Annotated in this window: 20 protein-coding genes and 1 pseudogene; 4 read left to right on the plus strand and 17 right to left on the minus strand. The window is 48.5% G+C overall.

All coding sequences use genetic code 11. The features are described 5' to 3' along the window. Window position 1 precedes the first annotated feature (1 nt). From BMY11_RS14360 to fabF, 4 genes are all read right to left on the minus strand, one after another. Window positions 2-790: an RNA polymerase sigma factor gene (locus tag BMY11_RS14360; protein WP_090577149.1), complete on the minus strand. Its 789-nt coding sequence runs from the start codon at window positions 788-790 to the stop codon at window positions 2-4. Window positions 791-904: 114 nt separating this feature from the next. Further along, window positions 905-1909, minus strand: coding sequence for a phosphotransferase (locus tag BMY11_RS14365; protein ID WP_090577152.1), 1005 nt, complete (start codon window positions 1907-1909; stop codon window positions 905-907). 344 nt (window positions 1910-2253) lie between these two features. Continuing rightward, window positions 2254-3918: a glycoside hydrolase family 13 protein gene (locus BMY11_RS14375; RefSeq protein ID WP_090577833.1), complete on the minus strand. Its 1665-nt coding sequence runs from the start codon at window positions 3916-3918 to the stop codon at window positions 2254-2256. A 162-nt stretch (window positions 3919-4080) separates the two neighbouring features. After that, on the minus strand, window positions 4081-5331 hold the full coding sequence (gene fabF, locus BMY11_RS14380) for a beta-ketoacyl-ACP synthase II (RefSeq protein WP_090577157.1): 1251 nt from the start codon (window positions 5329-5331) through the stop codon (window positions 4081-4083). Window positions 5332-5482: 151 nt separating this feature from the next. Here fabF and BMY11_RS14385 point away from each other — a divergent pair, with 151 nt between their 5' ends. Next, window positions 5483-6331, plus strand: a complete 849-nt coding sequence (locus BMY11_RS14385) for a helix-turn-helix transcriptional regulator (RefSeq protein ID WP_090577160.1) — start codon at window positions 5483-5485, stop codon at window positions 6329-6331. Between the two features lie 69 nt (window positions 6332-6400). Here the strand turns inward: BMY11_RS14385 and BMY11_RS14390 are convergent, their stop codons facing one another. From BMY11_RS14390 to BMY11_RS14410, 5 genes are all read right to left on the minus strand, one after another. Then, window positions 6401-7099 carry a nucleoside/nucleotide kinase family protein gene (locus BMY11_RS14390; protein WP_090577163.1) on the minus strand — a complete coding sequence of 233 codons (699 nt, stop codon included), beginning with the start codon at window positions 7097-7099 and terminating at the stop codon, window positions 6401-6403. Window positions 7100-7128: 29 nt separating this feature from the next. Next, window positions 7129-7764 carry a GNAT family N-acetyltransferase gene (locus BMY11_RS14395; protein ID WP_090577167.1) on the minus strand — a complete coding sequence of 212 codons (636 nt, stop codon included), beginning with the start codon at window positions 7762-7764 and terminating at the stop codon, window positions 7129-7131. Further along, window positions 7761-8408: a P-loop nucleotide/nucleoside kinase family protein gene (locus BMY11_RS14400; RefSeq protein ID WP_090577171.1), complete on the minus strand. Its 648-nt coding sequence runs from the start codon at window positions 8406-8408 to the stop codon at window positions 7761-7763. The genes BMY11_RS14395 and BMY11_RS14400 overlap by 4 nt, the downstream gene beginning before the upstream one ends. A 40-nt stretch (window positions 8409-8448) precedes the next feature. After that, on the minus strand, window positions 8449-9363 hold the full coding sequence (locus BMY11_RS14405) for a phosphotransferase family protein (protein ID WP_256217482.1): 915 nt from the start codon (window positions 9361-9363) through the stop codon (window positions 8449-8451). Between the two features lie 187 nt (window positions 9364-9550). After that, entirely contained in the window at window positions 9551-10360 is an 810-nt protein-coding gene (locus tag BMY11_RS14410) for a hypothetical protein (protein ID WP_090577174.1), read from the minus strand. A 185-nt stretch (window positions 10361-10545) separates the two neighbouring features. Between BMY11_RS14410 and BMY11_RS14415 the strand changes: the two genes are divergently transcribed. After that, the gene (locus BMY11_RS14415; RefSeq protein WP_090577177.1) at window positions 10546-11616 is read left to right on the plus strand and encodes a lactonase family protein; all 1071 of its coding nucleotides are present in this window, start codon (window positions 10546-10548) and stop codon (window positions 11614-11616) included. Window positions 11617-11944: 328 nt separating this feature from the next. On the opposite strand, the pseudogene BMY11_RS29710 reads toward BMY11_RS14415, so the two are convergent. Beyond that, window positions 11945-12139, minus strand: a pseudogene (locus BMY11_RS29710) (zinc-ribbon domain-containing protein); the annotation flags it as partial. Between the two features lie 211 nt (window positions 12140-12350). On the opposite strand from BMY11_RS29710, the gene spoVB reads away from it, so the two are divergent. Further along, complete coding sequence (gene spoVB, locus BMY11_RS14425) at window positions 12351-13898, plus strand: stage V sporulation protein B (protein ID WP_090577183.1); 1548 nt, start codon at window positions 12351-12353, stop codon at window positions 13896-13898. 64 nt (window positions 13899-13962) lie between these two features. Here spoVB and BMY11_RS14430 read toward each other — a convergent pair whose 3' ends face one another. From BMY11_RS14430 to BMY11_RS14460, 6 genes are all read right to left on the minus strand, one after another. Further along, on the minus strand, window positions 13963-16212 hold the full coding sequence (locus BMY11_RS14430; protein ID WP_090577186.1) for a glycoside hydrolase family 76 protein: 2250 nt from the start codon (window positions 16210-16212) through the stop codon (window positions 13963-13965). A 62-nt stretch (window positions 16213-16274) separates the two neighbouring features. Further along, entirely contained in the window at window positions 16275-16814 is a 540-nt protein-coding gene (locus BMY11_RS14435) for a P-loop nucleotide/nucleoside kinase family protein (RefSeq protein WP_090577189.1), read from the minus strand. Between the two features lie 33 nt (window positions 16815-16847). After that, entirely contained in the window at window positions 16848-19556 is a 2709-nt protein-coding gene (locus BMY11_RS14440; protein WP_218150185.1) for a UxaA family hydrolase, read from the minus strand. 74 nt (window positions 19557-19630) lie between these two features. Continuing rightward, on the minus strand, window positions 19631-20464 hold the full coding sequence (locus tag BMY11_RS14445) for a sugar phosphate isomerase/epimerase family protein (protein ID WP_090577192.1): 834 nt from the start codon (window positions 20462-20464) through the stop codon (window positions 19631-19633). A gap of 381 nt (window positions 20465-20845) precedes the next feature. Beyond that, complete coding sequence (locus BMY11_RS14455; RefSeq protein ID WP_090577195.1) at window positions 20846-22639, minus strand: ABC transporter ATP-binding protein; 1794 nt, start codon at window positions 22637-22639, stop codon at window positions 20846-20848. Then, on the minus strand, window positions 22636-24435 hold the full coding sequence (locus BMY11_RS14460; RefSeq protein WP_090577198.1) for an ABC transporter ATP-binding protein: 1800 nt from the start codon (window positions 24433-24435) through the stop codon (window positions 22636-22638). Before BMY11_RS14460 ends, BMY11_RS14455 begins: the two co-directional genes overlap by 4 nt. Window positions 24436-24796: 361 nt before the next feature. Here BMY11_RS14460 and BMY11_RS14465 point away from each other — a divergent pair, with 361 nt between their 5' ends. After that, entirely contained in the window at window positions 24797-26113 is a 1317-nt protein-coding gene (locus tag BMY11_RS14465) for a hypothetical protein (protein WP_090577201.1), read from the plus strand. 67 nt (window positions 26114-26180) lie between these two features. Here BMY11_RS14465 and BMY11_RS14470 read toward each other — a convergent pair whose 3' ends face one another. Next, window positions 26181-26528: a VOC family protein gene (locus tag BMY11_RS14470; protein ID WP_090577204.1), complete on the minus strand. Its 348-nt coding sequence runs from the start codon at window positions 26526-26528 to the stop codon at window positions 26181-26183. Window position 26529 lies beyond the last annotated feature (1 nt).

Here is a 26529-nt window from a genome sequence, read left to right on the forward strand (position 1 = left end):
ATCAAATTTGTGGACTACGCAAAATGTTAACCCGCTTCTGCCCCGTATCCTCACGTACCTTGACATAAAGCTTAATGGCGACCCGAATCCGTTCTTTCTGCACCTTCGCACGGGAGCGAGACAGAAGATTGTAAACGTTAGCAGTCGTCGTATCGTACAGTTGTGCAATTTCTCCCGGTGGCAGTTCACCGAAGAAATGAGCTTCGAAGATCTGACGCTCACGTTTGCTAAGGCAGTGCAGCAGCGATCGCAGCTGCTCCATTAATTCCATTCTAACCATGCCTCTGGCATGATCTCCGCTTCGATGCGCCTCTTGAACAGCGGATCGGGACATCTGGAACAGGATCCGATCAATATCTCCCCAGTCCATGGAATCGGTATCTCCAGAGAAATCATCTACTGAATACCCGCTTTGCGTTGCGAAACTGGTGAAAGGCTGTTCTTTACCGAATGGCCCGCCTCGGCGCAGCTTCATATAGGCTTGATTGCGGATGATCGTCTGGAGCCAAGGCAAGAATCGCCCGGTATCCGCCAAAGTGCCAATGTGCAGAAAGGCACGAATGAGAGCATCCTGAACGATATCGTCAGCCAAATGAACATCCCTCGCAATGGTATTCGCCCACCCATAGGCCTGTGCCCGATGAGCGCGAACCAACTCGCTGAACGCTTCTTGGTCTCCTTCACGCGCACGTTCAACAAGCACGCGAACCGCATCCTTCTTGGCCGTGTTCTCAGCCGTAGCCAATCGCGATGTTGCGGTTATCTCGTTCATCTCAACATGTAGCATCATACTCCTCCTACCCCGGATAACTATTAGATGCCAGATGAAGAGATTATCTATCACTTTATGGATATGAATAAGACTGCTGATCACTCATGGCAGCAGTCTCTTAATTATTCGTCTTTAAATCTCATCATTTAGCCATTGTTCTAATTCTGAGATCTGATCTGCATAACTCTTAATGGCATTAATTGTGAGTAAAACTTGCTCCGTTCCCAACTGCTGTTCTTTCTCGTTCGTGCATTCGATCCACAAGGACCGTTTCAAGTTATATTCTAGCCATCCTATTTTGCCGAGGAAGCCATTATCTAAGACCGCTTTCCAGTTAGCATGAAGTGTTCCGCATCTCACTTTATAACTGCGAATAAAAGCTATAAATCTTTCTTTATCAATGTCCCCGGCTTTATCTTCAGACCAGTAAACAGCCGTTTCAACTACGTTTTGCATCGGATTTATATAGCCGGATGCTTCCCAATCAATAATGATTGGGCGATCTTGATTCCACATCACATTTTTAGAATCCAAATCCCCGTGGCTTATGACCATATTGGATATAAGCATTTCTGCTGCATGATTTGCTTGAATATGCCATTCGTAAAGCTGATCCATATTGTCACGAAGCAGATCAACCCACACAGAATTATTGTCTTGTCCTTGCTTCAAATATTGACTCCAATCCGTCACATAAGTACTAATTGATACATGTACAGGAATAATTAGCTCTGAAAAATCAGACTGATGGATTCCTCCAACAATTTCTCCCATTATCTCGCAATGAGTTGTACTAATTTCATCAGGCTTCAGACTTCTGCCTTCTATCCAATCAAATACTAGGAAGTATTGATTCTCTACTTCTTGCACGGAAGCTCCATTAAATTGCTTAGCTGGAAGAGCAGGAACATGATTAGCTGCAATATTCGCAATTTGTTCTGAATGGACAAAATTAATCATTGCTGTAGGTCTAATCATGATTTGAGGGTTTAATGCTTTAATTGCAAACGTCCCTTGATGAGTTTCAACCCTATACATGCTGTGCAGAAGCCCACCGGGTATTGCTACAGGAATACCTATTAATTCACCAAGCTGCAATTCATTACATAACTTCTTAATTTGTAAATCGGCTGTCATATAGGAGCAACTCCTTCAAATCTTAATCCCACATGAGTCTTCAACTAGAGGTGGGATTCTTATCCAAAAATAGAATAGCGAATATATGTTCGGTTGTAAATAATTTTTCTGAATTCTCACCTGATAAGCTTAAATAATCACAACAAAGAGGTCAGCCAGTCTTAACTGGTTGACCTCTTACTCAGTCTTTGGTCGTTCCCGCGCATTGCTTTTCTGAAAGAATGATCTAGATCGTTCTGTTCTACGTAAATCAATAATGGATTAAGTTGTTCTATACTCTCAGCTAACTCTGCAACATAGCTTCCGCAAAACTCTATCCGCCATATCTTAACGCTATTGCTCAATTACATCACATACACACGCGCCTCGTAAGGCTTCAACGTGCCATCCCGAAGCGCTCCTGTATCTTCGACCGGATAGTTATGTAGCATCAGAAGAGGCTTGCCAGTTGCTGTTTCCGCCGGAAGCTTCAGCTCCGCGCTTTCAGCTGAGAAGTTGCAAATAACAAGTGCCTTGCCGCTGTCACCGCTGCGCGTATATGCGAATATCTGCTTATCGTCCTCGAGCAGCAATTCATACGTGCCGTATACGAATTGCGGATATTCCTTGCGCAAGCGAATCATATCTTTATAGAAATTCAGCACGGAGTTTGGATCTTCCTGCTCTCGTTCCACATTGATCTCGGTGTAGTTAGGGTTAACACCCATCCACGGCTTACCTGTCGAGAAGCCCGCATTCGGTGCATCCGACCATTGCATCGGAGTTCTAGAATTATCACGGCCTCGTTTCCAGACAACCTCCATCACATCCTCATGCGGACGCCCTTTCCCCGTTTCGATGCGGTAATAGTTAATCATGCCGACATCGTTGTAATCGTCGATGGATTCGAATTTCACGTTCGTCATGCCAAGCTCCTGGCCTTGATAGATATATGGCGTGCCTTGCATGAAAAAGTAGCAGGCTCCGAGCATTTTAGCACTTTGCTCCCAGTACTCGGCGTCATTGCCCCATGTGGATACCGAGCGGGGCTGATCGTGATTTTCGAAGAACAAAGCGTTCCAACCACGGTTTTCAAGTCCCTTCTGCCATTTGGACAACGTCTCCTTAAGAGCAAGCACGTCAACGCCGTTGTTTAGACCGATATCCCATAATCCCAGATGCTCGAACTGAAAGATCATATCGAACTTTCCGTTCTGCTCGCCTACCCAATCATCCGCCTGTTCGATGCTCACGCCGTTCGCTTCCCCGACTGTCATAATGTCGTATTTGTCGAACGTCCGCTCTTTCAACTCCAATAGATACGTCTGAATTCCTTCGCGATTCATATGGCCTTCGAACGAAGGGACGAAGTCGAGCTCATCTGGATTCGGCATATCCGTTAGCCCTGGAATTTTCTTAATATGGCTGATCGCATCGACGCGGAAGCCATCAATGCCTTTGTCGAGCCACCAGTTGACTGTATCGTAGAGCGCATCGCGCACTTCATGGTTTTCCCAATTCAAATCCGGCTGCCTCACTGAGAAAATATGCAAGTAGTACTGCTCCGTCTTCTCGTCAAATTGCCATGCCGATCCGCTGAATATGCTTTCCCAGTTGTTCGGTTCATGGCCGTTCTTACCGTCCCGCCATATGTACCAGTCTCGCTTCGGACTGTCCTTGGATGCACGGGATTCAATAAACCATGGATGTTCGTCACTCGTATGATTGATGACCAGATCGAGGATCAGCTTCATGCCTCGCGCATGCGTCTCCTTCAATAGCCGGTCGAAATCGTCCATCGTACCGAATTCTTCCATAATGTCCTGATAATCAGAGATATCATAGCCATTATCGTCATTCGGAGATTTGAAGAACGGGCACACCCACAGCACATCGACGCCAAGATCCTTCAAATAATCAAGTTTCGAGATGATGCCTTGCAGGTCGCCAATGCCGTCCCCGTTACTGTCCATAAAGCTGCGCGGATAAATTTGATATGCTACCGCGTCTTTCCACCAAACCTTGTTCATTGCAATATTCCGCCTTTCAAACATTTTCCTACCTCGTTCATGCCCACATTTTCTGCCGCACATACCTTGGAGCTGAAAATGAACACCGATTCTTTCCAAACAAAAAAGCCGCTTTTTAAGCGACTTTTATACATGAAGTGATTAGTCTTCTCTTACAAATGTTTATCTTATTTTCTCGTCGTCATAGCGTCGAAGCACGATGACGGCATTATGTCCGCCGAATCCGAAAGAGTTGGACATTCCGATCCGAAGATCCGCTTCGCGCGCGGTATTCGCCACGTAATCCAAATCGCAGTCCGGATCGCTTTCTTCTTGATTGATCGTCGGCGGAATGATGCCTTCTCGAAGCGAATTCGTGAGCGCGATTGCTTCGGCTCCACCTGCCGCGCCTAGCATATGCCCGGTCATCGATTTGTTTGCTGTAACCGGTACGCGGTAAGCGTGCTCACCGAACAGCCGTTTAATCGCCCGCGTCTCGGAAATATCGCCTACATGGGTGCTTGTCGCGTGAGCGCTGATGACGTCCACGTCATGCGGCGTCAATCCCGCGTCTCGCAGCGCCGCTTTCATCGCAAGGTAAGCGCCTGTGCCTTCCGGATGTGTAGCGACGATATGATAAGCGTCCGAGCTGGCTCCGTAACCGATCACTTCTCCATGTATCGCAGCGCCTCTTGCAAGCGCATGGGATAATGATTCCAGAATCACAATGCCCGCACCTTCGGCAATGATGAAGCCGTCGCGTCCGCGATCGAATGGACGGCTCGCGTCAGAGGGATTCTCGTTGTTGGTCGATAGCGAAGTCGCGTTGCCGAAGCTGGCGAGCGACAGCTCCGTTATCGCAGCTTCCGACCCCCCGGCGAATATGACGTCGGCGCCTCCAGATCGAATGAGCCGGAACGCTTCGCCGATCGCGGTGTTTCCTATCGAACAAGCGGTTACGGGCGACATCGATGGCCCGAGCGCGCCGTAGTGAATGCTGATCATTGCAGAGGCCATATTCGAGATCAGCATCGGCACGAGCGTCGGACTAACTCTGTCTGGACCTCGCTCTCGCAGAACACCATCTTGTTCGAGCAGCGTATTCAGTCCACCGATCCCCGATCCGACATATACGCCCAGTCGTTCATGGTCGATTGATTCGGCATTCAACCCAGCGTCCGTCCAAGCTTGCTCGGCCGCCGCCATCGCGAACTGAACGAAGCGATCCATTCTTCTCGCTTCCTTACGCCCGAATCTCGCTTCACTGTCGAAATCGCGTACAAGACCGGCAATGCGTGACTTCAACCGGCTCGCATCTATCGTATCAATCGCGGTGATACCGGAATCGCCTCTCTTCAACCTCTCCCAGAACAAAGCCGTTTCGTTGCCGAGCGGTGAAATAATCCCCATGCCTGTAATGACTACCCGTTCCATATTAATTCCTCCTTCTAACCATTCACTATTCGCGCCGTTCTTGCTTACAGTCCTATATTGCGCTAGAATTTATCCTATTACAAGTTAGCATTTATCCTAGTATAAAGACTACCAGACTATCCCACGCCTTAAATGAGGAGCGATCCGAATCATGAATCGCCAAGCCAGACTGCAAGCTCTTTCCGAATTTCTTAAAAAGCGCCGCGAGCAGCTGATGCCTCAGACGGTCGGCCTTCCCACCGGCACTCGTCGGCGGACGCCGGGGCTACGTCGTGAGGAAGTCGCGCAGCTCGCAGGCGTGAGCACTACATGGTACACGTGGCTTGAACAAGGCCGCGATATTCAAGTTTCTGCTTCTGTGCTGGACTGTGTAGCTTCAGCTCTCCGTTTAACATCAGACGAACGGAAGTACCTATTCTCGCTAGCGATGGAGTCCACGAGTGCGCCGGCTCCGGGAATCGAGCGGACGCTTGAGATTAATCCATCCCTGCAGCGCATCTTGCAAGAACTCCGTTACTGCCCGACGATCGTTACGGATCGGAGATTTCGAATTGTCGGCTGGAACGAGGCCGCATCGCGCGTATTTATTGATTTCAATACGTTACTTGCGGAAGACCGCAACCTGATCCGACTATTATTCGAGCGTAAAGATTTCCGTAGGCTAGCGGTTAATTGGGAGCATTTCGCCTTGGATTTCCTAGCGATCTTCCGAGCCTACTACGGAAGATACGTGGAGGATGAGTGGTATAGCAGCTTCCTCTCAGAAATGAGGGAGTCCTATCCCAACTTCGATTCCCTCTGGGAGCAGAGCCGCGTCAGTCTCTCACCAGATATGCTGATCGAGTTCCGCCATGCGGCTGCTGGCAAAATGCTGTTTCAGCTGACCTCACTTCAAGTCCAAGGTGAAGACGACCTCCGCTGCAGCGTGTACACCCCAGCCGCAGACACGAAGACCGAAGCAAAGCTACGAAAACTGGTGGATACGCCTTCACGAACATAACCTTACCGCGATGTAAAAATAATGAAGCTGCCAATCCGTTGGCAGCTTCTTTATTTTTACGATATTCTTTTACTGGTTACTTGTTCTATTACGCTCTAGCCTTGGCTCCGAGAGTACACGATTATCGACAATGACATCAGCACGAGAAGGCGCTAAGGTAAGTTGTTCATAGAGCTCGTGCGTCGGTACCCAGAATCGGCGGTATCTCTCTTCAACGACCTGAGTCGAGCCAACCCATGCCACATCTCTTTGTACAGCTCGAGTAACCATCGTTTCGTTATCAATATCAAGCCATATGATGTAATCCCAGTGATTTGCAAGCATCGGGTGGAGAAGAAAAATACCATCTATAATGGCCACATCACTTTCACTCACCTGATGCCATTGCTCAGGCACTTCCTTGTCATGGAACGAATCCCAAAGATCCGTGCGGCATCTCCGGCTGCCAGCAGGACCAAGCGGCTGTAAGACGAGATCGACAAACGAGCGATAGTCGTATCCGTGAACATAATATGAACGCGGTGTCCACTCGCCTCGCTGCGAACGATATTTATGCCCTGGATAATGGAAGTCGTCGATGGAAGCCCGAAGAACCCCGCGATTAAGCTCACGGATTGCTTTAGCCAATTCATCAGATAAGGTTGTCTTACCTGCAGCAGATCGCCCGTCAACTGCAACCCTTGTCGGGTGGCTCAAACTTAAGGAGACGATTTCATTGGCAAGGGTAGTGATCATCGCTTTTCTCGACTTATCTGATTGGACAGACATTGGTTCACTCCTAGTGCCCAGAGTCAACTTCAAAACTGATTAATTGCTGACGAGCGTACCGCTTCCAAGAATTCCTCCGGCGCCTGGCAGATTTGCAGATTCTTATAATCTTCAGCAGGCATATGGTCTTGCAAGATAGGGAGAGACTCCTCCAGGTCGTTCTTCCTGCTACCTATTACGGGGTCTGACAATAAAGCGAAACCGAAGTCCGAGTATAGCTTAATTGCACGATAGCTGGACGGATGCGTATGGAGGTAAACAGGGTAGTCTTCCTCTCCAAGTTCCTTCATGACTTCAGAAATTAACGCCCTACCTAACCCTTTGCCTTCGGACGACTTCAGCACCTTTAGCCAATGAAGCGTATTGATTTGACCATACGCTTTCCATATGAAGCATGTTCCAACAGGCGCATCTTCGTCATTACATATGAACAAGCACTTGTCGAAAAACAATTCCCCTTCCTGCGCATACACATCATGAAAATAATTCGTCATGAACTCACCATAGTTTCTCGCGGTTTCGGGATCATCAAAATGGATCGTTTTCCAGACATCCAGCTCATCTTTCCTGCAGGTTCTAACGTGAAATCCTTGCGGTACTTCTTGGATTGCAGATGGAATTAACGATGAACACATCATAAATAAATCAAAGCTCGGGATACTCATTTGATCACGTCCGATCGAGAGGATAATTCACAGATCAACTCATAAACCTTGCGTGCAGTATCTTGAGGCGAGTCATGGCTAGTATCGAGAGCAACTATTCGAGGCGAGTTTATTGGACCCTGCTCGATAAACCACTGATTGAAGCCGACCATCCCTTTTATAAAATCATCACTGCTGCTGCCCCTCCATGCAGGACGACTTCGCAGTCTTTCCTCAAGCAAGCCGCTCTCACAAACCAGTGCGATATAATGGATTTCGCCAAAATAGCGCCTCTCTACGCAATCCTCTAGCTGCTCCGGTGTCGTTGAGCCGCATAATACAACAGGCTTCCCTGCTTGCGTAATGTTCTTAGCCATCCGCAGCCACATTTCCCGGTAATCGCGATAATTCGTATCCGGTTCATTGTAACGGTTGTCCCACAGAATGTCCGTTTCCATCACCACGAAGTCTTTCGTTATACTCGATAGCTGCAATACTAAAGAGGATTTCCCCGCCCCGCTCGCTCCCGTCACGATAAATAGCGGCAATTGAAGAAAAGGATGCGGATGCTCGCATGCAGGACAGATTGCGTAGGTACCTCCATCGGTTTGCTGAATGCTTTTATCTATACGATATTCACCACAAGCTGGACATACGTTGAACATTCAACTCACCAATCCCATCTGAAAATGTTGATGCATACGGTTACTTCAAACGCTTAAGCTCACTCAGAATTCCCTCTGCAAGCTCAAGCTGGCGAGTAGCAAATGGTAAATCGCCGTGCCCTTCTAACGCGTAATCCAGATTGCCAAGCGTTGACATCAGTATTCGTGCCGACACTGTAAATGTAAATGACTCCGCATTAATTGAAATAGCCGTTTGTTCTAACTGTTCTAACATAAACCTGAAAGTAGGTTCCTGAAGACCGCCAAACAATACGAGATTACCAACGTAGGAAGCCATGTCCCAGTGAATTGGCATCAGAGAAACATCTTCAAAATCCATCCATTTCCAGCCGCTCGGGCTTGGTAATAGATTTCCCTTGTGAGCGTCACCGTGACACGGAACAAGAAACATTTCTTGGGAACGGATCTGTTCATTCGTTTCTTGAAAGTCATGAAGCAAGCTTCTGATTCTCAGGTCGGATTGTTTCGCTAGTCTCAAGGCGGATTGGCAGGATCGTTCCCAAACACCAAGTACAGGGAGCTCACCAGGATAATGCCTCATCGCACCTGACAATAAGCTCACCAGTTGAACACTTTCACTGGGTGAGAGCGCTTGCAATTCTGTCCAAGGCTCATAGTTCCACAAAGTCAACCATGTTCCGTTAACGTTGTAGGGAGTAGTACCTAATCTCTCAGCAGGTGATAACACGGGAACACCATAGCTTCGGAGGTAGTTCGCTACATGTAATTCACGATTCAGTATCGTATATGCATGATCTCTGACTTGGATCGATCCAAAAGTTGAAATTCGTGCTACGACTGGATGTGGAGCTAGATGAATAATGAGGTTACCACCATCACTCAGAACAACAGGCATGACTTCAGTTAAGCCGATTGTCTCTACGAATGATACTACTTGAGATAATAGCTCATCTTTTGTGAACAGTTTCAGCACATCCTTTTATAATACTTGAGAATCCAAAATAAAAACCCGCCAAAAGTAGCGGATATTTATTTTCAAATATTGCTGAGTAACCGCTTCCATAATTAGTGATTTCAATATAATTCATTATCCGATAGGTGTCCATCTTAAAATGAATAAAGAAAAGCAGCTGACCGTATGGGCCAGCTGCCTTGTCTTCTCAGAGAACAACCTTCTTTAGCCCCCAATTTAAAGTAGAGATATACATGCAATCCCCGGTATAGCACATATCGGTTACCGGATAACCAGTTAGCATAGATCGCATGATTACCCTTGATCCCAGCAGCTGAAGTCGGTACAGTCCGCGGCTCGAACAAGCGTACACGCCAGTTTCGGTTGATTTCAAGGCATACAGGCTTAACCCCTCGAAGCCGCTTACAGTGAATCCACCCTTTTGATTTCCTTGTACCAGCTTTCCATCCATACTTACGCCAACCAATCGGCCGTGAACCACCGCTAAACTTGTAACTGCAGTTCCGAGAGGGAATTCAGCCCCGGAATCCGTATAACGGTCATAAAGGGATATTCCCTGATTCGAACCGAGGAAGTAATACTGAGGAGTAAGTAGCAGATCGTATACAGGCATGTTCGGATAAGCGATATTTTTCCAATGTGTTCCGATTTTGCACCATATCCCGTACTCCGTTGCTGCAGCGAAGAACACGCCTTGTTTGACGACTTGGTAGCAAGGAATTGTAATTTCGGTCGGGTACCAACAATTCGCGTCATAGAAGAACAAACCTTGATTCGTGCAGAGGTAGACCGACCTATCTATGAACTGTAATCGGTTTACAATGATTCCGTCAGGCAGCCCTTGATCTGCTTCAGACCATATATCATCAGGGCTTTTACGGAAAATGCCTTTTCCGAAAGCTGCAGCGAACATAACATCCGCGCTCGCGCTAACAGACAATATATCGGGAGATGGACAATCGGTCACATCTGTAACAACTTGAAATGGAGCCACCATAATGCCACATCCTTATTCGTTATAAGTGGTTTTTAGTCCCTCTATAATAAATGATAATGATTATCAATGTCAAAAGGAATTTCAACACATCTGTCCAAATGATCCAAGAGTGCCAGATGAAGCGAATAATGGTAAAATGCTAACTTAGAACGATTATAATTAGAATCTTGGAGGTATGCTTGACTATGGCTTCGACATTTGCCTTTATCGGTTCCTATGCGAACGCGAATGAACCCGGTATCTACGCTTGTGCATATGACAAACAAACTGGCGCATTAACCTTGATCGGTCAAGCGGATGGCCTTCAGAATCCGACATTCCTAGTTCCTAACGAGACGAACCGGACGCTCTATACGATTATGGAGGGTAAAGATTCTGAAGGGAATAAATGCGGTGCAGCCGCTGCTTACCGCTTCGATCCTGCAACAGGAAAACTGTTAAAATTGAATGAAGCGATCACGCTTCCGGCAACGACATGTCATATTACACTTGATCCGTCGCACCAGTTTGCCATGACGGCGAGCTATCATGGCGGTATGCTCAGCCTTTCGCCGATTCTCGAAGATGGCAGCATCGGTCAGACGATCGACGTTCACAAGCATGAAGGATCGAGCGTTCATCCAGCACAAACGCAGGCGAGAGCGCATTCGGTCATTGTCGACAACGCTGGCAAGTATGCTGTTGTGTCCGACCTCGGACTTGATACTCTCTTCGTCTATGAATTAGATGTACCGAACCAACGTTTGCAACTGCACAATAAGACAACCATCGCACCTGGATCTGGTCCGCGCCACTTCGTTTTCCATCCGTCGCTGCCATTTGGATATGGCATTAACGAATTGAACAGCACGATAACGGTCTATGCGTACGATGCTGATCAAGGACAGCTCAGTGTCGTTCAGACGATCTCCACGCTGCCGGAATCGTTCGTGGGAGACAGTGCTACTGCTGACATCCACCTGTCACCGGATGGTAAGTTCCTGTATGGCTCTAACCGCGGGCATGATAGCTTGGCTGTATACCGCGTCGACTCGGCTGATGGCCGCATTGAGCCGATTGAATATGCACCTACGCTCGGCGGACACCCGCGGAATTTCGGGATCTCACCAGACGGCCACTTCGTGCTTGTCGCGAATCGTGATGGCAACAATATCGTGACATTCAGCCGAGATGCTGAGTCGGGCAAGCTTCAGCCGACTGGCAGCGAGCTTCACGTATCGAAGCCGGTATGTATCCGTTTCTCTGAGATGGGTTAACGCTGTAATATGGGTTAATAAAGATGAGGGCAACCGCTAAAATAGTGGTTGCCCTCATCTTTATTGGGGATAATTATTTACTTTTCTTTGACGCCAACCAGAAGACGACAATCACGATTGGAATGAATATGAACCAAGGAATGTTAATTGTACTTTGAGTGATGAAAGCGAGGAAGAACAATCCTACGGCGCCAAGTATAAGCCAAAGGCAGCCTCTTCCGAACGTTTCCATGGATGTGGACTCTCCTCTGTCGGTGTAAGAAGGAGTATGATCACTATAATAACGAGCGCTTTTTGCCATTTTGGATACGACGGTCCCGCAATATCTGCACTTTAATGCTCCTTGCTCCAGACGCTCATTACAATGTTGGCATGTGGTTGGGCTGGTGTTTCCTGAATAAATCTTAGCTGCGTTTGGAGTACCTTCTATGGGTGCACTTGTAAGCGAACTTCCACAGACAACACATAATAATGAACCCTCGGAGTTAGACTCCCCACACTTCGTACATATCTTAACTGCCAATCTGCAGCCCTACCATTCTCTGCAATGATGTCCGAAAGAAAGCTCCTCCAAATGGGATCCCTTTACAGTTAAGACGTATGATGCTGAATAAAGTTGCGTTTAATTGACCGACCCTCCTCCAACAATCATCGCAGCCCCCTTCCCCACCAACTCGCATGCTTTTCCGATTCATGAATACATTTAAGTATTCGAGGATCAGGAGGACAAGGAGATGGCACAAAAGAAGGAATCGTTCATGAGAGGGACGATGGCCTTATCTGTCGCTGCTTTTATTAACCGTATTCTTGGTTTTATAAGCGGCATGTATGTCGCTCGCTTTCTTGGAGCGGAAGGAATTGGCTTGTTAATGATGGCACATCCTCTCGTGCCGCTTGTCATTACGATTACGGAGCTTGGTTTACCTATTGCAATTTCAAAGCTGGTTGCAGAAGCCTATGCTCGCGATGAGTTGTTGAAAGTCAGGCGTATACTGCATGTATCACTAGCAGTGACCGGCGTCTTGAGTGTAGCGCTGACGACTCTCTCCTTGCTTGGCTCTCATTGGATTGCATCTATCATGCTAAGCGACCAGCGCGCTTATTATGCCATGCTTGCGATTACACCGATTGCCCCGATTGTCGCCGTTTCCGCCGTTCTGAAGGGATACTTCCGAGGCATTCAGCGAATGAAAGTGATCGCCGCTTCCGATGTGCTCGAGTATTCGGTTCAGATTGCTTGTGTTCTCGCATTGGTCCATTTGCTGCTGCCTTATGGCGTTGCTTACGCGGCAGCTGGTGCTATGGCTGCCTCTGTTATTAGCGAGGCGATCAGTCTCTCGTTCCTCGTTATTAGTTACAAATTATATGGTGAAGCCAAAGTTGCGGGCGAGACATGGGCTGGACATCTGAGGAATGGCAAAAAAACCCTCACCGAGCTGCTGCAGATTGGCCTGCCGACAACGGGTACAGGGTTAGTTCATTCGGTATATAGTGCTTTCCAGCCTTTGCTCATTGCAACTAGCCTCGCGATGGCCGGCGTAAGTACGGCACTTGCTACGAAGCAGTTCGGGATGTTGGCGGGGTATGCGTTTCCGCTGCTATACATGCCTAGCTTTATTACGCAATCTTTATCTACTGCGCTTGTGCCGGCTGCCTCTGAGGCTGCTGCTAATAAAAATGATCGACTTATGCATGAGCGGATGAATCAAGCGTTGAACTTAGGTTTACTGATCGGCGCACCAGCTACTGTTATCCTATTTCAGTGGGCAACTCCGCTTACAACTCTTGTCTATCATGCGCCTGAAGCGGGACTGCTGCTGAAGATATTAGCGCCGATATTTTTCCTCCATTATTTCGACGCTCCCATGCATGCCATCCTACTCGGACTTGGACGCGCGAATGCTACGCTTTGGAACTATGTCGTTTCCACTGCGTTAAAGGCGATCGCCATATTCGTATTTGGCAGCCAATTCGGCATTGTCGGCGTCACCTTCGGCATTGGAATCGGAATTATGATGCAAGCTATGCTAAACTTTTTCTCAATATCTAGCTCGATCGGCATCTATATGAGTATTGGGCCCTATCTGAAGGTTGGCGCGTGCATGCTGCTGATGGCGATTTGCGGGCGATGGACCCTCGAATATTTAACCGTCGTAGAGCACCTCTCGCTCTTATGGAGCGTCATTGGCTCTATCCTCTGTTCTTTACTGGTCTACTTCGTTGCACTTCTATCTATGAATGCTTTGCGAAGAGTAAGCCGTTCGATATTGATACCACGTTGAATAGCGAAGAAAAACCGACCTGGCAATGGCCAGAGTCGGTTTTTTAGCAGTTTAAGGTACAAGTCTAAGGAACCAACGATAAACCAAACACATGAATATCCGAATTGGCAGGCAACGTAAGGCTGGTTACGGTTTTTCCTGCAGTCGGAGATAGGCTGTATCCGAATACATAGAACGATCCGGTGCCGGTAGCCCCGCTAATATGCGCGTACGACATCACCTGCATCTGATATGCAGTCGTATTAGGCAAAGCCCAATCCTGCATGGAGACACTCACGCTGCTTGTACTTCCGTCGGAATAATTCACGATAAAGGTCCCCGTTTTGTTACCGTGTGAACTAGCGCCCAGAAGCTTGATCGCAGAATATTGGTTCGGTGGCAGCTGCAAAGTCTGACCTGTTCCTTTGATCTGATTGTTCTGGCCGTCTGTCGCTGCTCCAAGGGTATACTTGATACCGCTGTATGTTGGATTCAGATTCAATACGTTCGCAGAATAACCATACCCCGCATCCCCGCCGAAGCTGTTATTGCTCGGGTTCGAGTCGCTGCCCCAGCCATCTTCGTTGTAGTAAGCGGACAAGTCTGCTTGCTGGGCGGAGACAAGTGTGATGGCAAAAATATTGACATTCGGCGTATTTGGCAGCGTTATACTTGAAAGATTCCAGTTAGGGGTCGTCCGCAAGGAGTAGGCATAAATTCTGCCGCTTCCAGAAGTATCGCCGGAAGAGGTATGCATGGAAGTGAATGTTTTGGCGACTTTCTGACCGGTATAATCGCTTGCCGCCCAGTCTGACATGACGATGTTCGCCTGATTGGAAACACTGCCGCTGCTGCTATAGTTGATCTTGATTTCTTTTGCCAATTGGCTTCCATACGTTCCAACCGCAAGCATCCGGATTTCAGTGTATTTTCCTGAAGGAAGCGAGATCGTTTGTCCTACGGCTTTGATGGCATTGCATTCCGTATTAATAGTGCCATTGCAGTTCCCATCATAATTAGGTCCCATTAGATACGGTGTATTATCGAATGTGATTGTGGAAGGAACCTGCTCAGCAGGATAGGCATATGTACCTCCACTCCAACTGAAGCTGCCAGGAGATGCATCTGTGCTGATCGCATCTTCATTGTATGCACCAAGCGCTTTCAGATCGACCGTGGTTGTAGTCGCAGGAGCGAGTGGCTTGGTGATCGAACCGCTGGCAGGAACGGTGGTTTGAAGCGCCGCCACTCCAGTCGAGCTACCGAACGATTTAATTAAGGAACTCGGAGCCTTGATTGACCAATCCTTGTAAGTAAGGTTATCCGATGTTCGCCGATTGCTCCAAACCGTGTTCGCATTCAAATTCATCCATGCCGAATACTGGCTTTGGCCATCTTGATTAATCAGCAAGTTCATATACCGGACAAAGATACCTTTGAAACCAGCTCCAGCCTCTACCCCATCTTCGGAGTCAAAATTCAGAATGTAATTGGTATCCGTGATGTGTTGATACGAATAGTCCGCAGCAGCGATGGCGTCTTTCAAGTACGAGGTGTTATTCGTCGCTTTATACAGGTAATGAGCCGCACCGATGAATATGCCCTGGTTGTACGAGAATTCCCAGCTGTCAATCGTTGTGTTGTCGCTGTGCAGGTTGTCCATCACACGCCCGTTAAGGAACAGGCGGCTCTTCTCCCAATTGTACAAATCTTGTGCCTTCGTTAAGTAGGTCGTATCGCCAAGCGCGCTGGATAACCGGACTGCTGCAACGGCCGCTGGCATGTTGTTGCAAGTATTCTTCGCTGTCTTTGCATAATCCCACCAGATTCCGCCGCCCAGCTGAGTGTCATAGGCAGCGTTCCACACGCCGTCAAAGGTATTCTTAGCTGCTGTCCTGTAATTGGTGTTGCCAGTAATGGAGTATGCTCTCAGGAAGGCAATCGACATCCACATCGGATCATCCGTAAGTGTTGCGACATAGGTCCAGTCATTTCCATACTGCGTTAATATCGAATTAGAAAGACTTACAATGTAATTGTAATAGGTTGTGCTTGACGACCGATCGTAGGCGTCCTCGAGTACTTCTAGCATCAGAGCTTGCTTCCAAAATTCATCTTTCGTCGACTTATTCGTATCAATGGCAAATTGATTGGCGCTTGTCATCCAATACCCGCTAATAAAAGCATTCATCGCCGTATCGGCGTCCGTGCTTGTGAACGCAGTAGCTGGTGCGGCGAATGAACCGGCAATAATAGGAAAGGCGATCATGGTGGATAAGATGATCTTGCTGGCAGTCGTTCTAAGTTTCTTCAACGGGTTACGAAACAGAGACATTAGACTAACACTCTCCTAAAGGACGAATTGGTTAAAGCACAGCCAATGACAATACGTCTGACTTACTCAAAGATGTGCCTGTTGTCGCGGGCAAGCATTTCATAGGTTTCGGATATCGTGAGGGAATCGTTGTTAACAATCCACTCCTTCTTGATGTAAGGACTGTCCAGACAGCTTAATTGACTCTCGCCTATAGTGGTTTCATTCGCTGAATTCTGCTCGCTTATGCGCCCACGGAGTCTTTTTCTATCCAATATCACCTCCACAGAAGGTTTGAGCAGAACAGTTGTAAGGTTCAAAGCCTTACCTTGTAGAGCTTCCTGGTATGCGAGCAGAGGTCTTGGCGGATCACAATACAGAATGAATTCAAGCACGACATTCTTTCCCTCTTGAAGCAGTTGTTCTACTTTAGTTGCAACTTGGTTCTGAATAATGACCTCCTCTTCAAGGGTTCGTCCCTCATCCACCGGACAATTTGCCTTATATTCACCCCAGAATTTATCCTCACTTACAACGGCAAAATGACATGTAGCGCCTAGATATTCCGAAAGCGCTGTTTTGCCACTGCCACTAGGACCAGAAATTAGAATTACATTGCTCATCGAATAGAAAACCCCTCTATCTATATTTTTCCTTTATAGCGAAAAGCCGAGGAACCCGCGCGTTAATTGGAAGTCGACGTTGCCTTGCTGATAGAGACGCGGCGTATAGTCATGCTCCAATGTTTGTTTGATGCGCTCTAGCAGCTGCGTCGTCCACGCCCCCGAATCGCCTGTCAGCCGTAGATCCAAATCGTTCTCATTGATGGCTGCATTTGCCGATGTTGTTGCGATTTGCAGCATAGGCACGAATGGATGCGTCTGCATCGGACGTTCACCGACGAGCGCGATTATGATTTCGATACCGGTAGCCGCAAGGCCGGTCACCGTTTCTACCCAATGCTCGGTTGGGGTTTCCATGATGTGGAAGCCTCTTCGGCGCACATGTTCTCCGTACGCAATGGACGGCTGGACATCGGATTGTGCGAATACCGACGAGCGATAAGCATCAGCAGTCAACAAACCGCTGTTCTGCGGCACAACAACCAAACCGCCTGCTCCGACGACCAATCGTGTCAACCTCGCGAGCAGCGCCCCGGCCTCGCCTTCGATGGCGCCGTCGCTCAATATGCCGATTCGCAGCCCTTCCAAACCGACGATTGCCTCATCGGACGTTGTGCCTGCCGTAAGCCGCTCTGCAAACCATGCTTCCACCTTCTGCGTCACTTTCGCGATGCCTCCGTCTAGCTGTATGCTGGCGAATCCGAGACGGCTTGCGTCAACTCCCATTTCTTCCATCTCATGGCGCATGAAGTCGTTGTGGGTTTTCTCGCACCCATGCTCGAGCAGCAAACAATGGCTCACCATCGGATGGGTGACGTGACCGATCAACGTTCGCGCATGCAGTTGTTCGGCTTGTCCGCCAGAATTCCCGCAGCCCTCCGTATGGGCCAAAGCAACGAAGCGCGAAACCTCGGGATGATCGGCGTATTGTTTGTTCAACTGCTGCGTAATCATCGTGGCTACCTGCCCAGCGCACAGACTCGTCGGCAATATCAAGCCGATATTGTCGCTAGCCACGCTGTTGTCCGCATGCTTTGCAAGGGTAAATTGGATTGGGCTGACTTCCGCTTCCGAGTAGGATTGAATGTCGATCGGTTCCCCCGTTGGTGCCGGGGCATGAAGCAATTCTTCCAACCGGCTCGCGTCGGTTTGCTGCCAATTGCGCCAAATCTGCACCTGGGCATGGCCCGCCTTCTCGCCTACGCTGCGCTGTCCGGAAGCGATTTGGAGCGTTAGCTCGAAGGTCTCCTGGCCCAGCTGATCCATGGACGCACCTTCCAAATACTGCCCCGCGTTAATATCCATGTCATTAGACAACAACTGGAAACGGTTCGTCGTCGTGACAACCTTAACCGTCGGAACGAACGGGAAGTTCGTGATCGAGCCATTGCCTGTCGTGAAGAAGATCATATTACAGCCTGCTGCGACCTGACCCGCGATGCTCTCGAGGTCATTGCCGGGGCTGTCCATGAAATAGTAGCCGCCGTCCTTCATCAGCTCCCCGTATTCTGTGGCAAAGTCAAGGCGAGTGATCGGATCTTTCTTACGCGCAGCGCCAATAGATTTGAGATAGATATTGTAGAGGCCGCGATATTTATTGCCGCCGGAAGGGTTACCTTCCGCGCTTGATCCGTGCCAGGATGTACGCTCCTTGAAACGGTCAACCAGCTTCAGAAACTTACGAGCGGTCTCCACGTTCCGTACCTTCGACAGCACATATGGCTCCGCACCAATCAATTCATCGGTTTCAGCAATACTAGCCGCGCCTCCGTGCCGAACCAATTCTTCCGAAATCCAACCGAGAAGCGGGTTCGCAGAAATACCGGAGAACGCATCTGAACCACCGCACTGCAAGCCGATCCTCAAGTGGCTGATGGATTCGCTCGTCCGCTGCATAGCGTCTACTGTCGGCAGCCACGCGCGCACAATTGCTTCACCCTCCGTTAGATCCGCTTCGAATGCGCCTTGGAGAGTCACGAATTTATGAATGACGTCGTCAATCGGATAACCATTGTCGCGCAAATAGGTTTGCACCATGTCGTTCGTAACCGCTTCGATGCCGTAATCGACAATTAAGACAGCTCCGACGTTAGGGTTCACCGTAAAGCCGGCTAGCGTCCGCAGCAGCAAGTCGAGATTATTCGGGTTATCGGTGCCGCCTTCCGTATGCGCCGCGGGAACGATCCCGTCGATGTTCGGGTATAGCTTCAAGTCGTCCTGCAGGCGACGGGCAAGCTGCTTCACGTAGCTGCCGGTACGTGACGAACTGCCGAGCAGCACCACGTGATTACGTGTACCAACGCCCCGGCTTTCGCAGCGGCGATAGCCCATAAACGTGCGCGTATCCGGATAGGCTGGCGGTGCCGGTGCAGGCTGGAAGCTTACTTCATCCAGCACATAGTCCGGAACGCGATCCTCAAAATTCGCCTCGGCCGGAAGTGCGAAGTTCAGCTGTCGTACACCAAGCTCGCCCAAGACGGCTCCGTTGATCACATAATGTCCAGGCGGAATCGACTGCACAGCCACGCCAAACGGCATTTCCCAGGAAAGCAAACTATCACCCGGCTCTATCGTTTTAACTGCAAAGCGATGGCCTTCCAGCACTGTATAATCCAAGGTCAGCATTTGCTCTTCATATTGGATGATAGATCCGGCTTCTAATCGACGAATCGCTATGGCACAGTTATCTCCCGGCAAGGGAAGTCTGGCTACTTCATGGAATGGTAATATTGCGTTCATCATGTTCACTCACCTTTGACTTGAAAGATTATGTAGTGTCTGTTGAACTCACTTAAGAAAGCTTTGATCGTTCACTTCTATGAAACTGACCGCTGGATCAGCTGAATCGTCTTGCGAGCGCCTTCGATTTCATTACCGTCTGCCGGCACGCTCTCGACACCCCAAGTGCCCTGAAAGCCGTTCTCTAGCAGCACTTTGCAGAAGGCAGGAACATTTTGGGTTAGTTCTTGACCATCCTCCGTGAAACGGAATGTTTTGATATGGGTGGCAGTTGCGTATTTCGCGCATTTCAGCCAACCATCCGCCTGCTTCCCATGCGCCCAATTCCAAGAATCCAGCAGCAACCCGAGCCCTGGAACCGCTTTCAGAAGTTTGACTGTATTATCCGGATCTACAGTTGGACCCCAGTGATTTTCTACGACCACCTTGACTCCAGCCTTCTCTGCACGTGCAATGATATCCTTATACCCTTCAACAACAATGTCGAACACTTCTTCGGTCCACTGCGACGGCCCGCCTGAGTCGATACGGATGGAGGACGCGCCAAGCTTCTCGGCAATGTCGATCCAGCGGTATGCGCGCTGCCGATTGCTATTTCGAGCTTCTTCCGAATCTTCATAGATATGTGCACCGTCCACGGCGATACAGCCGAACGGAAGGCCTGCTTCGTCAGCTGCAAGCTTCACACGTTCTAGAAACTCATCGTCTACCGCCTTCAAATGCTGGGACTGATCCGGATTGGCACCGGCGTGCAGCGCATCGGCTCCATGATTCAATTGAGCGAGGTGTGCATTCCAAGGATCGAGCTGTGTACACCCAAGTTGTTTACAATCCTTGATATATTGGAAAATGTCTTGCTCCCCTGCCGCCAACATTCTGTGAAAACTGAAAGAACAAATGCTGATTTTCATACCGTATCCCTCCCATGTTTACGTCGGTAATGAGTAATTCGAATCTATTTATGTCGATTCCTACTGGAACATATTCCATTTACATAATGTGTTTTCCTCCCTTTGATGCGGGATAGAGCTAATAAAATCTAGCGAATAAAAACAAAGACCCGCTCTATTAGCGGATCTAGTTATTCGACAAGGGCAAGGGCTGGTTTTATACACTTCTTTGAAGCTTGAGACTACATGCAGAAGTTGTCTCCGTGGCGTATTCGATGTAGTTCACAGCGCCGATAAAGTTCAAGTATGCTTCAAAGCGCATGCGAATGGCCGGTAGAGTAATGAAGTCCAGAACATGTTCCTTAGGAACCCACCTGCACTCACTTGTCTCATCTGAAGTCGTTAATTCGCCACCGACTGCTGCTCCACATCTTCCTCAGCGGTTCGTTCCTCTCCTTGCCATAGTAGCTGCATCTCACTGCTGAAGGTCAACAGCTCTTGCAATGATCCTTCCGCTTCGATACGTCCATCCTTCATCACGATAATATGATCCGCACGTGCCAGCGCCTCTCTGCGATGAGATACGGCGATACAGGTAACTTCCTGTTCGTTAAACAGACGCTCCCATAACACATTCTCCGTTTCTACATCCAGCGCGCTAGATAAATCGTCAAAGATGAACAGGTCTGATTTCGTTAGCATCATCCTAGCGGTGGCTGCGCGTTGAATTTGTCCGCCGGACAACATGACACCCCGCGGACCAACCATCGTCTCGAGGCCGTTTTCGAGATCTTGAACATCTTGCTCCATCACGGCCATGTGGATCGCATTGTCGAGTGAATCCGAGGAAACTCCGCTACCTTGGGTAATGTTCTCGCGAAGGGGATCGCTGAACAGGCGCGGTACTTGCGGTGTGTATGCCGCTCTCGGTGGAACCAGGAACGAAGCCGGATGGTCAATCGTCTTCCCGTTCCAAGTGATCGTCCCGCCCTCTTTGGGAAGAAGTCCTAGAAGCGTCCGTACTAACGTTGATTTGCCAGAACCAACTCTCCCGGTAATGACGAGAAATGTACCGCGCTCCAAGCGGAAGCTAACGTCTTGAATCCCATTATCGGAATTCGGATATGCATACGAGAGCTCTTTTACCTCTAGGCTGTTCAGATGCTCCTCCTTGTTTTTGTCAAATACAGGTACATCCGGCGGCGTATCGTACAGGTGAATGTCATTATGATCCACAATGCTGTCTTGCGTCCCTGGACGAAACAGCATCCGCATCCGGTCAACCGCCACTTTCAAACGCATGTGCTGAAAGACCATGTAACCGAATAGCGAGATACTAGATGCAAAGGAGCCCACGTACATCGTAAAAAGAGCAAAGTCGCCGACGGTAAAACGGCCGGCCTGCATCTGGGAAGCACACATCAATAAAATGATGCCGGTACTGATGTTTAACACGTGCTGAGAAAGTGACCGCATCCATTGCATGAACAAGTTATCCTTTAGTGCCGCCTGTCTACGAGCTTCGTTGAGTTTTAAAAAGCGATTTAAGACATTCTCTTCCGCCCGTCCAAGCTTCACGGCTTGAACGCTGCCGAACGTTTCAGCAATAAAACCGGTGATTCGGCCGGTCGCTTCGCGGTTTAGCTGACTGTACTTTCTCGCCCGTCCCCTAGATAAGTTGTTCAGCAGTGTAACGATTAACAAAGGAACAATTGCAACGACGGTGATAGTCCAGTTAATTCGAGCCATAATTACGATGGCAATAATCGCGTACGCTAACTTCCCCCAGAAATCTACCCAGGATTCCACGTATTCTACAGCTTCGTCAATATCATCCCGGAACCGGGTCATGGCCTCCCCTGGAGAAGCAGGAAGATTTCGCCCAGGCCACTGCATGATGCCAGTCAGCATGTTCGTACGCAATATGGCTTGCAAGTGATACGAATAGGTGATCCATTTATAAAAGGCGATGAAAAACATGCCGACTCTGGTAAATCGGATAACTGCAACAATCAACAGCGGCGTCGCTATCGAAACAAAGTTATGAGACTTGCCTGTGACAAGGTCGAAGAACCACTGCATTCCAATACCAAATAGCAATGGTATGGAGTGAAACAAACACCATAGCAGCACATTTATGACATACAACGATAATCGAAATCGAAGGAGCTGCCTTACAAAATGACCTACCTTCATGCCAATTCCTCCTGACGATCCGTTCGTAATAGCTTCGCGAAGCGTGAGGACGAATCTTGCGCTAGCGCTTCCCGCGGACCAAACTCGAGAATACGTCCGTTGCCAAGCACCATGATCTTATCCACTTTCTTCAACGTTGATAAACGATGTGCAATAACGATACCTGTGCAATGCTCCATAATTTGATCGACAGCGGTTTGCAAAGCGGCTTCCGTCGCTGCGTCAAGCTTGGAAGAAGGTTCATCCAGAATGACAAGGCTAGGTTTCGTTAAGAATACCCGAGTCAGCGCGAACAACTGGGCTTCACCCGCAGATAACGAAGCTCCGCCAGCCGCCAGATGAGTATCCAATCCGTGTGGCAGCTTATCAATCCACTTTCGTAAGCCGAGTCTTTCGGTGGTCTCCATAATTTCTTGATCCGACACTTTGCTGTTGAATAGCGTCAAGTTGTCCCTGAGCGTCCCGTCAAACAACTGCACATCCTGCGTGACCATGCCGACCCGATTGTACAGCGCTTCCATCCTTAAAGTTTGAATATCCGTACCGCCTACTCGAATTACGCCGCTATCCGTGTTATACAAGCGAAGCAGTAGACGGCTAATGCTGGACTTCCCGCTACCGGTACGTCCTACAATGCCAAGCCGTTCCCCCGGTCGCAAGGAGAAGCTGATGTCTTGAAGAACGCGGTTGTCACTGTTATAGCTGAAGCTAACCTGGTCAAAATCAACACCGAGAGCTCCGTCAGGAAGCGTCTCTTCCGTTCCTTCACGAATCTCGCTTTGCAAAGAAAGGATTTCACTGGAGCGGCGCATTCCCGATTTGGCTCTCTGAAATTCCTGCACTTGGTTACCGAGCTGTTCGATCGGATCGTTCAGCATTTGCGTGTATTGATAGACAAGATATAACGTACCTAAGGTGATCTGACCTTTGAGGTACATATTAACGCCAATCAACAGTACCACCGTGACAGCTACCGCGAATAAGACGACTGTGGCGTTCCAAGGGACTACGCGAAGCATCCATGCCTTGCGCCCGGTCAGGAATACGCTGCGCATGGCTCGATGAAAGCGATTCATCACATACGGTACACCACCGTTCGCCTGCACGTCTTCGATTCCGGAGATACGTTCTTCGATAAGACCGAGCAGCGATGCTCTGGCTTGACGTTCCGCTTGCGTTGCGGTAACTCCGAGGTCGCGAATATATACCATGACCCCTATGGAGATACATGTAAAAATGGTCATCGTGGTTGCAATCGGCCAACTCGTAGTAAACATATAACCCAGAATGCCCGCAAGGAGAACAAAGCTGCCAATAATCTGGACAATAAATAAGGCGAAAAAGTTCGACATATTAGTCACGTCACCGTCAACGCGTTCAATCATTTCACCGGGTGTTTTAAGATTGTGAAAGCGCATATCGAGCCGCAGACATTGCTTGAGCAGATCGGCCCGCAGCCGATTAGTAGCTCGCCAGGCGACGTCGTTTCCCATGTAGCTAACGGCTACAGTGAGAAGCTGGTTGATAACAGCTATGACAAGGAAGATGCCAGCGAGTCTGAGCAGACCCACGATCGCTCCTTTGGTGGAAGCCGTGTCGATAAACTGTTGGACAATTTGCGGATTGATAAGTTGAAGTGCTGTTGAAGTAAGCAGCATTCCCAAGAGAATGACGATTCGCCCTTTGACGGGGACGAGATAACGTAACAGCCAAAAGATTGATAAGCTTCGTTCAGGTTTCAAAATATACACTCCTTCCGAGGTTATTGCCTTGCTCTTCGTCGAGACATCAAACATACTAGGTTTTCCCAATAAAATATAGACTTATATTTTTCCGTGGGATATACTAATATTGTAAGGGATTGGAAATAGATCCCTCGCTTAAATAGTGCCTAAAATCAAGTGCGCCACCTAAAAGGTGGCGCTTTTTTCTTATAGAGCATAAATGTTAAAGTACTAAGAGCTAATCCCCTAAAGGTTAGTTTAACTGTTTCTACTTAGGAAAAAAAAGGAAGAAACGACTATAAATGAATTTTACACTTCATCTGAGTAAAAGGGATCGACACTGGGCATTGGCAACATTTACGCATTAAACTGTGTTCCCGTCTTTGTTAAAGTGGATAAGACTCGCGAGACAAAGACAGGAGCATTAATAGACATGAACGTTATCTCCAAATGCATCATCAGCCTGCTCGGCATAACGACGATCGCATGTGCGGTTTATGGTTATAAGGAACATCAGCACAATCGAGAATGGGAGCGGCAACATTACCGAAACGTCATATATGGGGTTCAACTGCAATCCATGTACTTGAGCGGCTTTGACTTCTCCCTCGCAGAGGCGCTTGCGGCCAACTCCCCTATCAATCGGCAAGAGGCGATCAATAATGCAAGTGAGGAAGCAGGCCTCATTATTCACGAACTTACGAACGCTTCCGCTATGAACTTTAATGGTCTTTACTGGCCCTCTTATGAATCATTTGCAAACGACAGTAATCGGTACCTGGTCTATCCCTACAGCGAGAAAGGGCCGGCACTCCTCTCGGATCAATTGGAGCAAATTCAGCGGATGCGGAAATTCGCACGCACGGCCATGCCTTACGTCGATCGCATGAAAGCGCACGGAGTCTCCCTAACGGGTATACAGCGGATATCTGCAGAGATGGAGTTGGCGCTCGCCAAGCTCGATGGGATTTCAATTTACGGCAATAAAGCCTTCAATGAATTCCGATACAACCTACATCCTTACAATCCGACGAAGCCGGGTACCGTGTTTGCCGGCGAGCTGACCTTTAAGGCGACGGAGCTTGCGACCAAAGCAAAAACCTTCATGGGAGACGCTTGGAACAAAGGACCGGGCAAACAAATCGTCCGTATGGTTTCCGGTGGGGTCAGCCCCGAGTTTGGCGAAGTCATGGATTTCACATTATCCGACGCAAATGGGAAAAGAACCAGTCCCTACATCGTCACGCTAAGCAAAAGTAAACATGTCATTCGGGTGACACAGAGCGGCTCGCAAAGTGAAACCTCCCAGCAACCTATGGACGAGCAACAAGCCATCGTGCTCGCGGACGAATGGATGAAGCGGTGGTCCGATGACCACTTAGCGCTCATGACGAAAGCTCAAACGGATACCTCGATTCAACTCATTTATATCCCGGTCCGAGAGCAAGTGCCTATTTCCCAGATGAAAGTCGTATGGCGATTCGACCCGCGCACAGGCGAGCTGATCAGCTTCGACGCATCCGACTACTATAGAAATTACAATAAAAGCTTCCCACTTCATCCGAAGCAGACAGCGGAACAAGCTGCCGCGGCTCTCGGCCCGAACTTGCGAGTCGCCGGCTCTCCAAAGCTCGAGATTCACGATGGCAAACTCGTGTACGAAATACCTGTGACTGGCGTAGAAGGCGTTACGCTCGCGTACGTCAACGCACTTACAGGCAACACTGAAAGCATCGCTTATCATCCATAACCTAACAAATAGGCAGCCCCTGCGAAAATCCATGCAGAGGCTGCCTATTTTGTCGAATGTCAACTCGTTATTTCTCCCAAAGCTCGATTAATCGACCATCAGGGTCTTCAATCCAAATAAATTTCCCAAATTCACCAGTCTCTTCTTTCTTAGCAAGAGGCACACCCATATGTTCAAGATGCTTAATCGTCTCGTCTATATTATGTACTTGGAAATTCAGCATCACTTGTTGATCTGTTGGAAAATAACTGTCATTCTCGGTAAAGAAAGAAAAGATCGTTTCATTTCCTAATTCGGGTTTGATAACGGTTCCGTTCCAATCATTTATATCAAGCTTCAATACTTCGCTGTACCATTTTTTCACAACCTCAAGATTTTTAGTTCTCCAAAAAACGCCTCCAAAACCTTTTATCATC

Origin of the sequence: Paenibacillus sp. OV219 (assembly GCF_900110075.1) — a bacterium.
Classification (GTDB): domain Bacteria; phylum Bacillota; class Bacilli; order Paenibacillales; family Paenibacillaceae; genus Paenibacillus_Z.

Coding starts and splice junctions, on each gene's coding strand:
- BMY11_RS14360 (WP_090577149.1), bottom strand. CDS start 790: ATGATGCTACATGTTGAGATGAACGAGATAACCGCAACATCGCGATTG.
- BMY11_RS14365 (WP_090577152.1), bottom strand. CDS start 1,909: ATGACAGCCGATTTACAAATTAAGAAGTTATGTAATGAATTGCAGCTT.
- BMY11_RS14375 (WP_090577833.1), bottom strand. CDS start 3,918: ATGAACAAGGTTTGGTGGAAAGACGCGGTAGCATATCAAATTTATCCG.
- fabF (WP_090577157.1), bottom strand. CDS start 5,331: ATGGAACGGGTAGTCATTACAGGCATGGGGATTATTTCACCGCTCGGC.
- BMY11_RS14385 (WP_090577160.1), top strand. CDS start 5,483: ATGAATCGCCAAGCCAGACTGCAAGCTCTTTCCGAATTTCTTAAAAAG.
- BMY11_RS14390 (WP_090577163.1), bottom strand. CDS start 7,099: ATGTCTGTCCAATCAGATAAGTCGAGAAAAGCGATGATCACTACCCTT.
- BMY11_RS14395 (WP_090577167.1), bottom strand. CDS start 7,764: ATGAGTATCCCGAGCTTTGATTTATTTATGATGTGTTCATCGTTAATT.
- BMY11_RS14400 (WP_090577171.1), bottom strand. CDS start 8,408: ATGTTCAACGTATGTCCAGCTTGTGGTGAATATCGTATAGATAAAAGC.
- BMY11_RS14410 (WP_090577174.1), bottom strand. CDS start 10,360: ATGGTGGCTCCATTTCAAGTTGTTACAGATGTGACCGATTGTCCATCT.
- BMY11_RS14415 (WP_090577177.1), top strand. CDS start 10,546: ATGGCTTCGACATTTGCCTTTATCGGTTCCTATGCGAACGCGAATGAA.
- spoVB (WP_090577183.1), top strand. CDS start 12,351: ATGGCACAAAAGAAGGAATCGTTCATGAGAGGGACGATGGCCTTATCT.
- BMY11_RS14430 (WP_090577186.1), bottom strand. CDS start 16,212: ATGTCTCTGTTTCGTAACCCGTTGAAGAAACTTAGAACGACTGCCAGC.
- BMY11_RS14435 (WP_090577189.1), bottom strand. CDS start 16,814: ATGAGCAATGTAATTCTAATTTCTGGTCCTAGTGGCAGTGGCAAAACA.
- BMY11_RS14440 (WP_218150185.1), bottom strand. CDS start 19,556: ATGATGAACGCAATATTACCATTCCATGAAGTAGCCAGACTTCCCTTG.
- BMY11_RS14445 (WP_090577192.1), bottom strand. CDS start 20,464: ATGAAAATCAGCATTTGTTCTTTCAGTTTTCACAGAATGTTGGCGGCA.
- BMY11_RS14455 (WP_090577195.1), bottom strand. CDS start 22,639: ATGAAGGTAGGTCATTTTGTAAGGCAGCTCCTTCGATTTCGATTATCG.
- BMY11_RS14460 (WP_090577198.1), bottom strand. CDS start 24,435: ATGTTTGATGTCTCGACGAAGAGCAAGGCAATAACCTCGGAAGGAGTG.
- BMY11_RS14465 (WP_090577201.1), top strand. CDS start 24,797: ATGAACGTTATCTCCAAATGCATCATCAGCCTGCTCGGCATAACGACG.
- BMY11_RS14470 (WP_090577204.1), bottom strand. CDS start 26,528: ATGATAAAAGGTTTTGGAGGCGTTTTTTGGAGAACTAAAAATCTTGAG.